This window comes from Dietzia maris (assembly GCF_014144855.1).
Taxonomy (GTDB): Bacteria; Actinomycetota; Actinomycetes; order Mycobacteriales; family Mycobacteriaceae; genus Dietzia; species Dietzia kunjamensis.
Map to the genome: position 1 here is coordinate 1 of NZ_JAALDN010000517.1, position 10,267 is coordinate 10,267.

Below are 10,267 nucleotides of genomic sequence, written 5' to 3' on the forward strand. Positions count from 1 at the left end.
GTCCTTGTGCGCGGTGACCGGGTTCTCCATCTTCATGGCCTCGAGCACGGCCACCAGGTCGCCGGCGGAGACCTCTTGGCCCTCCTCCACGGCGACCTTCACGACAGTGCCCTGCATCGGGGCCGACACGGCGTCACCGGACGCGGCCGCACCTGCGGCGCCGCCACGGGTGCGGGACTTGGCCTTGCGGCGGACGGTCCCGCCGGCGTGCGAGCCGCCGAAGGCCAGGTCGCCGGGCAGGGAGACCTCGACGCGACGTCCGTCCACCTCGACGACGACCTTCTTGCGCTCGACGGGCTCGTCGTCGTCGGCCGGCGCACCGGTGGGCGACCACGGCTCGATCGGGTTGTCCCACTCCTCCTCGATCCACTTGGTGTAGATGTCGAAGCTCTTGCCGTCGCCGACATACGCCGGGTTGGTGACGATGTGCTGGTGGAACGGCAGGACCGTGGCCATGCCCTCGACCTTGTACTCGGCCAGGGCGCGGGCCGAGCGGGCGAGCGCCTGGTCGCGGTCCTCGCCCCACACGATCAGCTTGGCGAGCATGGAGTCGAACTGGCCGCCGATGGTGTCACCCTGCTCGACGCCCGAGTCCATGCGCACTCCGGGGCCGGTGGGCTCGTGGTAACCGGTGATGGTGCCGGGGGCGGGCAGGAAGCCGCGACCCGCGTCCTCGCCGTTGATGCGGAACTCGAAGGCGTGGCCACGCGGGGCGGGGTCCTCGGTGAACTCGAGCACCTCGCCCTCGGCGATCTTGAACTGCTGCAGGACGAGGTCGATGCCCGCGGTCTCCTCGGTGACCGGGTGCTCCACCTGGAGGCGGGTGTTGACCTCGAGGAAGGAGATCGTGTCGCCCTGGACCATGTACTCGACGGTGCCGGCGCCGTAGTAGCCGGCCTCCTTGCAGATGGCCTTGGCGGAGTCGTGGATCCGCTTGCGCTGGTCATCGGTGAGGAACGGCGCGGGGGCCTCCTCGACGAGCTTCTGGAAGCGGCGCTGCAGGGTGCAGTCGCGGGTGCCGGCGACGATGACGTTGCCGTGCTGGTCGGCGAGGACCTGGGCCTCGACGTGGCGGGCCTTGTCGAGGTACTGCTCGACGAAGCACTCGCCGCGGCCGAACGCGGCGACGGCCTCACGGGTGGCCGACTCGAAGAGCTCGGCGACCTCCTCCATCCTGTGGGCGACCTTCATGCCGCGACCGCCACCACCGAAGGCGGCCTTGATCGCGATGGGCAGGCCGTACTGCTCGGCGAACTTCACGACCTCGTCGGCTCCCGCGACGGGGTCCTTGGTACCGGCGGCCATCGGGGCGTTGGCCCGCTCGGCGATGTGGCGGGCGGTGACCTTGTCGCCGAGGTCCCGGATGGCCTGCGGCGGGGGGCCGATCCAGATCAGGCCGGCGTCGATGACGGCCTGCGCGAAGTCGGCGTTCTCGGAGAGGAAGCCGTAGCCGGGGTGGATGGCGTCGGCGCCGGACTTGGCGGCGGCGTCGAGGATCTTGTCGAAGACCAGGTACGACTCCGCGGAGGTGGTTCCTCCGAGAGCGAAGGCCTCGTCGGCCAGCTTGACGAACAGTGCGTCGGCGTCGGGCTCGGCGTATACGGCCACGCTGGCCAGGCCCGCGTCCTTCGCCGCACGGATCACACGGACGGCGATCTCGCCGCGGTTGGCGACGAGGACCTTGGTGATGTGAGAGCTGGCATGACTGGGCACTCAGGGCCTCCTGGAGGTAAACGTCTCTACTGTCGATCGGCCGTGGGGCCCACCGAGTTCTTCCGCAGTCTAATGAGAGGCCCCCCTCATGTGTGGTGTTGGGGGTCCAAGGGCTGGCCCGCGGGGGCGGGCCAGCCGGGAGTCGGACGGCCTGACCTGCGAAGTTGTTCTGGCCGTCACGTCCGCGGGTGGGGAAACCCGGGTGGATTCACGTCCGGAGCTCGGGTCGCCAGACGCGGTGGGCGTTCATTCCGGCGCCCTCGAGGAGTCGCCGCAGCAGTGGCAGGCTGAGCCCGATCACGCTCGACGGGTCGCCCTCGATCCGGTCGATGAACCAGCCGCCGAGTGACTCGATCGTGAACGCGCCCGCGCACTCGAGCGGCTCCCCCGTGCGCAGGTACACGTCGAGGTCGGCGTCGGAAGGTGCGCCGAAGTGCACCGTGGTGTCGGACGTGTCGGTCTCGGAGAAGGTGACGGCGAGGGGGTCGTCGCCGGTGAGATCGGCCACGATCAGCGCGTGGCCGGTGAGCAGGACCCCGTGACGCCCGCGCATCCTCCGCCAGCGCTCCATGGCGCGCTCGTAGGTGTGTGGTTTGCCCTCGAGGTGGCCGTCGACCAACAGCATCGAGTCGCACCCGACCACCACGAGTGTGTCGGCGCCGGCCGACCTCGCCTCGGCCGCGAGCGACTCGCCCTCGCGCTGCAAAACGTCCTCCGCCTTGGCGCGGGCCAGTTCTTCCACGACCCGCACGTGCGGGGTCCCCGGTGGCAGGGCGGCCTGCAGGGCGTCCTCGTCGACCTGAGGGTGGCGGATGAGCGGGTCCACCCCCGCCTGCTCGAGTATCCGCAGTCGGGACGGGGAGGCGGAGGCGAGGACGAGCGCGATCATGGGCCTCAGCGTAGCCACCGGGTCAGGACCGCGGCAGCAGCATCGTGATGGTCAGCGTGGTGGGTTCGAGTGCCCGGACCCGGTGACGGAGCTTGGCGGTGAGGTGGAGGATCTCGCCGGTGCGCAGTTCGAGTGTGCGGCCCGGCAGGCCGAACTCCACGCGTCCCCGCAGCACCTGGACCAGGATGGGGTGGAACGCGGCGTGGTCGGGCATCTCCTGGCCCTCGTCGAACTCGAACGCGACGATCTTGGCGGTCTCGTCCCGGTGGACGACCGTGGCCCCGGGGCGGGTGGCGGACGGCGTCGCCCTCCCGATGACGTCGGTGTGGTGGGTGGCGGTTCCCTCGTCGGTGCCGGCGCGGCGACCGTGATCGCGATCCTCGTCCTCGGGGTCGCGGGTGTAGCCGCCGGCCGCCCCGGCCTCCCGCCCGTCGGAGGTGGCTTCCTCGGACATCGACGATCCTCCTCGAGAACTGCCCGCCGACCGGTCCGGCGGCGGTCCCACCACCCTACTTGTCCGGCACAACGGCCCTGATCCGACGCAGCCGCCCCGTGCCCGTACTCCGGAGTGTGCATCGGCACACGCGGGGGACGGGGACGGGGGCGGCTCGTGGTGTGGTCGGTCCTCTGCGCTCAGTACTGGCGGCGGTTGAGGAACGAGCTAGGGCTGTATCCGAACGGCGGACGCAGGCGGTCCTCGTAGGATCCCCAGTCGTCCCTGACGCCGGTGTCGTGGTCGCTCGCGTGCGCGGCGTTCCCCTGCGCGGTCGCGAAGACCGCGGACAGGATGCCCACCTCCGTGGGAGTGGGGTTGCCGCCCACGATCTCGAGGAACGGCTTCTCCGGCTGGCTGGCGGGGTCCTGCTGCTGCTCGCCGGTCACAGCGGGATGTTCCCGTGCTTCTTGGCCGGCACCTCGACGACCTTGCGGTCGAGCAGTCGCAGTGCCTGGGCGACCTGCAGACGGGTGTGCGAGGGCGGGATGACCGCGTCGACGTAGCCACGCTCGGCGGCGACGTACGGGTTGACGAGGGTGTCCTCGTACTCGGCCTGGAGCTTGAGCCGGAGGGCGTCGACGTCCTCGCCGTTGGCCGCGGCCTGCTTGAGCTGGTCGCGGTAGACGAAGCCGACGGCTCCCGAGGCGCCCATGACGGCGATCTCGGCGGTCGGCCACGCGAGGTTGATGTCGGCACCCATGTGCTTGGACCCCATGACGTCGTATGCGCCACCGTAGGCCTTGCGGGTGATGACGGTGACCTTGCCGACGGTGGCCTCGCCGTAGGCGTAGAGCAGCTTGGCGCCGCGGCGGATGATCCCGTCGAACTCCTGGCCGGTCCCGGGCAGGAAGCCCGGGACGTCGACCAGCGTAAGGATGGGGATGTTGAACGCGTCGCAGGTGCGGACGAAGCGTGCGGCCTTCTCGGAGGCCTTGATGTCCAGGCAGCCGGCGAACTGGGTGGGCTGGTTGGCCACCACGCCCACGCTGCGGCCCTCGATGCGGCCGTAGCCGACGATGACGTTCATCGCGTACTGGCCCTGGATCTCCAGGAACTCGCCGTCGTCGACGATGTGCGAGATGACCTCGTGCATGTCGTACGGGCTGTTGGAGGAGTCGGGGATGATCGTGTCGAGATCGTGGTCCTCGAGCGTGAGGTTGTCCTCGATCGCACCCTCGGCGACGGGGAACGGGAACCGCGGGGCCTCGGCACGGTTGTTGCTCGGGAGGTAGGAGAGCAGGTCCTTGACGAAGTCCAGGGCGTCCTGCTCGTCACTGGCGGTGTAGTGGGACACGCCCGACTTGGTCATGTGCGTGGTGGCGCCGCCGAGTTCCTCCTGCGAGACCTCCTCGCCGGTGACGGTCTTGATGACGTCGGGGCCCGTCACGAACATCTGCGACGTCTTGTCGACCATCACGGTGAAGTCGGTGAGGGCGGGGGAGTAGACGTGGCCGCCGGCCGACGGGCCCATGATCAGGGAGACCTGCGGGATGACACCCGAGGAGAGCACGTTGCGGTGGAAGATCTCGCCGTACAGGCCGAGCGAGACGACGCCCTCCTGGATCCGGGCGCCGGCGCCGTGGTTGATGCCGATCATCGGACGGCCGGTCTTGAGGGCCAGATCCATGACCTTGACGATCTTCTCGCCGTAGACCTCGCCCAGCGACCCGCCGAAGACGGTGGCGTCCTGCGAGAAGACGCAGACGCTCCGGCCGTCGATAGTGCCGTAGCCGGTGATGACACCGTCGCCCAGCGGCCGGCGCTCGGCGAGACCGAACGTCGTGGCCCGGTGGCGGGCCAGCGCGTCGATCTCGACGAACGAGCCCGGGTCGAGAAGGTTCTCGATGCGCTCGCGAGCCGTCATCAGGCCCTTGTCGTGGGTTTTGTCCACCGCGGCCTGCCCCATCGGGGCCCGGGCCTCGTCGAGGCGCCTACGCAGCTCGGACAGCTTCCCGGCGGTCGTGTGGATGTCGGGGGTCGCGGATGCCGTCGGTACGTCGTTAGACAGAGCCGAGTTCACGTCCGGTTCTGAGGCAGTCGTCATGTTGCAAGACTCTAACCAGTGACCCGCCTCCGTGGCGACGTGACCCGGTGTACATCCCCCGGCGGCGACCCCGACCGATGTCCGAGCGGCGACATACGCTGGGGGTCGTGCACGCAGATCCAGGTATCGAGACCCCGCCCAGGTTGGACGCCGACGCGCTCCGTCGCGCTCTGGTGGAGGGCCCGGACGCGCCGTACTCGTCTCTCGACGTCGTCGACGACATCGGTTCGACGAACGCCGAGTTGATCTCCCGCGCGGCCGGGGGTGCGCCGGACCGCAGCGTGTTGCTGGCCGAGCACCAGGCGTCCGGTCGCGGTCGCCTCGGTCGCGTGTGGACCGCCCCGCCGCGCACGCAGGTGGTCGTCAGCGTGCTCATCCGACCCGGCGCCGTCTCTGCGGGGCTTTTTGGCTGGTTGCCGCTCGTGACCGGGCTGGCGGTGAGGGACGGGCTGCGCGAGGCCGGAGGCGTGGACGCGACTCTCAAGTGGCCCAACGACGTCCTGGTGGACGGGCGCAAGATCGCCGGGATTCTCACCGAGATGACCACTGTGCGTGCCGGTGGGGACTACTCGGTCCGCCTACCGGCCGTCGTGGTGGGGGTCGGGATCAACGTCTCGCTCACCGGCGAGCAGTTGCCGGTGCCCCACGCCACCTCCCTCGTGCTCTCTGGCGGGTCCGACGACCGGGACAGTGTGGCCCTCGCCGTTCTCGAGGCGTTGGCCCTGCGTCAACGCCAGTGGCGCGAGTGCGAGCGCGGGAGAGGATCGACCGTCTCCGACCAGCTCATGGCGACCTACACCGAGGCCTGCTCCACCGTCGGCACCGAGGTGAGGGTCGAACTGCCGGGGGGCGTCATCAGGACCGGGCGCGCGGACAGGGTCGACCGCGACGGCCGCCTCGTCGTCGTCGACCCCGACGGTGAGTTCGCCGTCGCCGCCGGCGACGTCACCCACGTCCGTGGCGCCGGCGGTCGGTGGGGCGGCTGAGCCGTGGGTTTCATCCGATCGGTCCTCGCGCCGGGGGAGACGCTCATCGTCCACACCCACCCACACTGGCGCGCCCTCGTCCGCCCGGCCCTGGTCACGGTGGTCGGGGCCGGTCTCGCGGGGATCGCCGGCGGCTTCATCGAGGTTCAGGTGGTCCACGCCGGGGACCGTACGGCGACCTGGGCCATGGTCGCGGTGCTGTACGCCCTGGTCGTCCTCCGGTTCGGCCTCTGGCCCCTGACCCGGTGGGCACGGACCGACCTCGTGGTCACCGACGAGAGGGTGCTCTACCGGCCGGCCGGGTCCGCGCGGCGGTGCGTGGACGTGCCGCTGCGCAGGATCAGCGCCGTCAGGTTCCGCCACACCCTCACCGACCGCGCCCTGGGCACGGGATGCCTGATCCTCGAGCTCGGTCACCTGCCGCCGGTGGAGATCGACCACGTCCCGGAGGTCGCCCGCGTCCACGCCGCCGTCTACGACGAGCTCATGCGGCTGCCACCCCCGCCCCCGCCCGCTCCGGTCGCCGCGGCGCCACGGTTCCGCTGGGGGCTCCCGGGGCGGCGGTGACGACCTCGCCCCGCGTGAGACCATGGGCGACGTGAACGACGACTCGCGCATCCGCCGCAATCCCCTCGGCACGCCCGTCGTGGCGATGATCGGCGGGGGACAACTCGCCCGCATGACCCACCAGGCGGCCGTCGCCCTCGGCCAGACGCTCCGCGTGCTCGCCGCCGACCCGCAGGACCCGGCCGCCCAGGTCACGCCGGATGTGGTGATCGGCGCGCACGATGATCCCGACGCCGTCCGCGCCGCCGCGGAGGGCGCCGACGTGATGACCTTCGACCACGAACACGTGCCCCCGCAGATCCTGCTCGAGCTGGAATCCGCCGGGGTCGCCGTGCGTCCCCGTGCATCCGCGCTCATCCACGCCCAGGACAAGTTGGTCATGCGGCGCGCGCTCGCGGAGATCGGCGCCCCTGTCCCGCCGTTCACCGGCGTGGACTCGCTCGCCGACGTCCGACGTTTCCACGACGAACAGGACGGGAACATCGTCCTCAAGGCCGCGCGGGGCGGGTACGACGGTCGGGGCGTCTGGATGCCGGGCTCGCTGGAGGAAGCCGAGCGGATCGCCGACGAGCAGCTCGCCGCCGGGGTGCCGATGATGGCCGAGGCCCGCGTCCCGTGGACCCGGGAGCTGTCCGCGATGGTGGCCCGGTCCCCGTTCGGGCAGGGGGCGGTGTGGCCGGTCGTCGAGACCGTCCAGCGTGACGGGATCTGCTCGGTGGCGATCGCGCCCGCCCCCGGGCTGCCCGACGACCTGCGCTCGGCCGTGCAGGCCACCGCGTTGCGATTGGCCGAGCACCTCGACGTGACCGGCGTGATGGCCGTGGAGCTGTTCGAGGTGATCGGCTCGGACGGTCGCCCGGGAGTACTGGTCAACGAGCTCGCGATGCGACCCCACAACTCCGGCCACTGGACGATGGACGGGGCCACCACCAGCCAGTTCGAGCAGCACCTGCGGGCGGTACTCGACTACCCGCTCGGCTCCACCGTCCCGACCGCGCCCCTCACCGTGATGGCCAACGTCCTCGGCGCTCCCGAGACGCCGGAGATGAGCATGGACGAGCGCGTCCACCACCTCGCCGCGCGGTTCCCGCACGCGAAGGTGCACCTCTACGGCAAGTCGGAGCGGCACGGCCGCAAGATCGGCCACGTCAACGTCCTGGCCGACCCGGGTGTCGACCCGGACGACGCGGAACAGGTGGCATCCGTCCGCGCGGTCGCGGAACTCGCGGCCCACTGGCTCTCCCACGGGGAGTGGGCCGACGGCTGGGACCCCCACTCGGGGGCGCCGGCCGGGGACTTCGAACGCTGAGCGCACCACCGGAACGCTGAGCGCACCACACCGAGGAAAGGCGACGGGATGACCGAGCGACACGACGGGCCGCAGGTCGGTCTGATCATGGGCAGCGACTCCGACTGGCCCACCATGGAGGCAGCGGCGGAGGCACTCGCCGAGTTCGGGATCACCTTCGAGGTCGGGGTGGTCTCGGCACACCGCACCCCGCAGAAGATGCTCGACTACGCCCACTCGGCGGCCGGCCGGGGCGTCCGCGTGGTGATCGCGGGTGCGGGCGGCGCCGCGCACCTCCCGGGGATGGTCGCCTCGGCCACGCCGCTGCCGGTCATCGGTGTCCCCGTGCCGCTCAAGCACCTGGACGGCATGGATTCCCTGCTGTCGATCGTGCAGATGCCCGCCGGTGTCCCGGTGGCCACCGTGTCGATCGGCGGGGCGCGAAACGCGGGTCTGCTCGCGGTGCGGATCCTCGCCGCCTCCGACCCCGCCCTGCGCGAGCGGATGGAGGCGTTCCAGGCCGAGCTGGAGGCGATGGTCGAGCGCAAGGACGAGGCCCTGCGCCGACAACTGCTCGGCTGATCGCCACCGCGGGGGCGGCGGGGCCGACGGCGCCGACGGGGGCCGACTTCCGGCTGGTAATTTGAAGGGCCGGACGCGGCCTCGCGTCTCCCGCGGCGATAGTGGCGGCCGACGAACGTCAGCGGCCCCTCCGCGAGAACCTGGCCGGCGCCCGCCGCGCGATCAGCACCGACGAATCCCTCATGGAGGCCCGCATATGTCCGGTAACCCCGACTTCGACCTGTACCGCCCGGCGGAGGAGCACGAAGAGCTCCGGGCCGCGATCCGAGCCCTGTCGGAGAAGGAGATCGAGCCCCACGCCGCGGCCGTCGACGAGGACGAGCGGTTCCCCCAGGAGGCCCTCGACGCGCTCAACGCCTCGGGTTTCAACGCGGTCCACGTGCCGGAGGAGTACGGCGGGCAGGGTGCGGACTCCGTGGCGGCGTGCATCGTGATCGAGGAGGTCGCCCGCGTCTGTGGGTCGTCCTCGCTGATCCCCGCCGTCAACAAGCTCGGCACCATGGGCCTGATCCTGGCCGGTGGGGAGGAGCTCAAGCAGAAGGTCCTTCCCGAGATCGCCGAGGGCAAGATGGCCTCCTACGCGCTGTCCGAGCGCGAGGCCGGCTCCGACGCGGCAGCCATGCGCACCCGCGCCCGCCAGGACGGTGACGACTGGATCCTCAACGGCAGCAAGGCGTGGATCACCAACGGCGGCAAGTCGACCTGGTACACCGTCATGGCCGTGACGGACCCCGAGAAGGGTGCCGGCGGGATCTCCGCGTTCATGGTCCACGCCGACGACGAGGGCTTTGGCGTCTCCAAGACCGAGAAGAAGCTCGGCATCAAGGGTTCGCCCACCGCGGAGCTGTACTTCGAGGACGTCCGCATCCCGGGCGACCGGATCATCGGCGCGCCGGGCACCGGCTTCAAGACCGCCCTGCAGACCCTCGACCACACCCGCCCGACCATCGGCGCGCAGGCCGTCGGTATCGCGCAGGGCGCCCTGGACGCGGCGATCGCCTACACCAAGGAGCGCAAGCAGTTCGGCCGCGCGATCTCGGACTTCCAGAACACTCAGTTCATGCTCGCCGACATGGCGATGAAGGTGCAGGCCTCGCGCCTGATGGTCTACACGGCCGCCGCCAACGCCGAGCGCGGCTCCGCGCCCGGTGGCGAGAAGCTGGGCTTCATGGCCGCCGCCTCCAAGACCTTCGCCTCGGATGTCGCGATGGAGGTCACCACCAACGTCGTGCAGCTGTTCGGCGGCGCCGGGTACACGCGTGACTTCCCTGTCGAGCGCATGATGCGCGACGCCAAGATCACCCAGATCTACGAGGGCACCAACCAGATCAACCGCATGGTCATGGCCCGCCAGCTCCTGGCCTGATGCCCGGGGCGCCGGCCCGCTGACCGGTACACCCTCCACGAATCCGCTACTCCGATTCCGGATCTGCTACCCGCATCAGGGGAGCGGATCCGGAATCGGAGTAGCGGATTTTCGCGTCGCTGGGGCGATGGGGCGCTGGGGCGCGGCGTCGCTGGGGCGCGTGTCGCGGGCGCCGGGCGATCAGAGGGTGAGCGTGGTGCGTTCGGTGGCCGCCACGTCGGCGACCGCGGGATCGTCCGCGTCTGCTCCCGTGACGAGCACCGCCGTGCCACCGGAGGCGAACACCCGGGCCAGGACCTGCACCACGTCGTCGCGATCGGAGCCCGCCACGAGGGC

The 10,267-nt window shown here is 70.8% G+C and carries 10 protein-coding genes; 5 read left to right on the forward strand and 5 right to left on the reverse strand.

The window, feature by feature from the left end:
- The 5 genes from G6024_RS15470 to G6024_RS15490 form a co-directional block, all read right to left on the reverse strand.
- Positions 1 to 1,713, reverse strand: a 1,713-nt coding sequence (locus tag G6024_RS15470) for an ATP-binding protein (protein ID WP_159149112.1), incomplete at its 3' end; no start/stop codon positions are given.
- Positions 1,714 to 1,921: 208 nt separating this feature from the next.
- A complete protein-coding gene (locus G6024_RS15475; RefSeq protein WP_067712224.1) occupies positions 1,922 to 2,602 on the reverse strand; it encodes a Maf family protein in 681 nt (226 codons plus the stop codon).
- A 22-nt stretch (positions 2,603 to 2,624) separates the two neighbouring features.
- Positions 2,625 to 3,056: a cupin domain-containing protein gene (locus tag G6024_RS15480; protein WP_159149113.1), complete on the reverse strand. Its 432-nt coding sequence runs from the start codon at positions 3,054 to 3,056 to the stop codon at positions 2,625 to 2,627.
- A 179-nt stretch (positions 3,057 to 3,235) separates the two neighbouring features.
- The gene (locus tag G6024_RS15485; RefSeq protein WP_067712231.1) at positions 3,236 to 3,484 is read right to left on the reverse strand and encodes an acyl-CoA carboxylase subunit epsilon; all 249 of its coding nucleotides are present in this window, start codon (positions 3,482 to 3,484) and stop codon (positions 3,236 to 3,238) included.
- Positions 3,481 to 5,142, reverse strand: a complete 1,662-nt coding sequence (locus tag G6024_RS15490; protein WP_067712234.1) for an acyl-CoA carboxylase subunit beta — start codon at positions 5,140 to 5,142, stop codon at positions 3,481 to 3,483. The genes G6024_RS15485 and G6024_RS15490 overlap by 4 nt, the downstream gene beginning before the upstream one ends.
- A gap of 77 nt (positions 5,143 to 5,219) precedes the next feature.
- On the opposite strand from G6024_RS15490, the gene G6024_RS15495 reads away from it, so the two are divergent.
- From G6024_RS15495 to G6024_RS15515, 5 genes are all read left to right on the forward strand, one after another.
- Positions 5,220 to 6,128, forward strand: coding sequence for a biotin--[acetyl-CoA-carboxylase] ligase (locus G6024_RS15495; protein WP_067712236.1), 909 nt, complete (start codon positions 5,220 to 5,222; stop codon positions 6,126 to 6,128).
- A 3-nt stretch (positions 6,129 to 6,131) separates the two neighbouring features.
- Positions 6,132 to 6,695 (forward strand): PH domain-containing protein, encoded by a 564-nt coding sequence (locus tag G6024_RS15500; RefSeq protein WP_067712239.1) that lies wholly within the window; start codon positions 6,132 to 6,134, stop codon positions 6,693 to 6,695.
- Positions 6,696 to 6,717: 22 nt separating this feature from the next.
- The gene (locus G6024_RS15505; RefSeq protein WP_067712242.1) at positions 6,718 to 8,004 is read left to right on the forward strand and encodes a 5-(carboxyamino)imidazole ribonucleotide synthase; all 1,287 of its coding nucleotides are present in this window, start codon (positions 6,718 to 6,720) and stop codon (positions 8,002 to 8,004) included.
- Positions 8,005 to 8,052: 48 nt separating this feature from the next.
- On the forward strand, positions 8,053 to 8,565 hold the full coding sequence (gene purE, locus G6024_RS15510; protein WP_067712244.1) for a 5-(carboxyamino)imidazole ribonucleotide mutase: 513 nt from the start codon (positions 8,053 to 8,055) through the stop codon (positions 8,563 to 8,565).
- A gap of 196 nt (positions 8,566 to 8,761) precedes the next feature.
- Positions 8,762 to 9,931, forward strand: a complete 1,170-nt coding sequence (locus G6024_RS15515; RefSeq protein WP_067712247.1) for an acyl-CoA dehydrogenase family protein — start codon at positions 8,762 to 8,764, stop codon at positions 9,929 to 9,931.
- Positions 9,932 to 10,267 lie beyond the last annotated feature (336 nt).

Excerpts from the sequence above, each read along its gene's own strand:
- G6024_RS15475 (WP_067712224.1), bottom strand. The coding sequence starts at position 2,602 with ATGATCGCGCTCGTCCTCGCCTCCGCCTCCCCGTCCCGACTGCGGATA.
- G6024_RS15480 (WP_159149113.1), bottom strand. The coding sequence starts at position 3,056 with ATGTCCGAGGAAGCCACCTCCGACGGGCGGGAGGCCGGGGCGGCCGGC.
- G6024_RS15490 (WP_067712234.1), bottom strand. The coding sequence starts at position 5,142 with ATGACGACTGCCTCAGAACCGGACGTGAACTCGGCTCTGTCTAACGAC.
- G6024_RS15495 (WP_067712236.1), top strand. The coding sequence starts at position 5,220 with ATGTCCGAGCGGCGACATACGCTGGGGGTCGTGCACGCAGATCCAGGT.
- G6024_RS15505 (WP_067712242.1), top strand. The coding sequence starts at position 6,718 with ATGGGCGACGTGAACGACGACTCGCGCATCCGCCGCAATCCCCTCGGC.
- purE (WP_067712244.1), top strand. The coding sequence starts at position 8,053 with ATGACCGAGCGACACGACGGGCCGCAGGTCGGTCTGATCATGGGCAGC.
- G6024_RS15515 (WP_067712247.1), top strand. The coding sequence starts at position 8,762 with ATGTCCGGTAACCCCGACTTCGACCTGTACCGCCCGGCGGAGGAGCAC.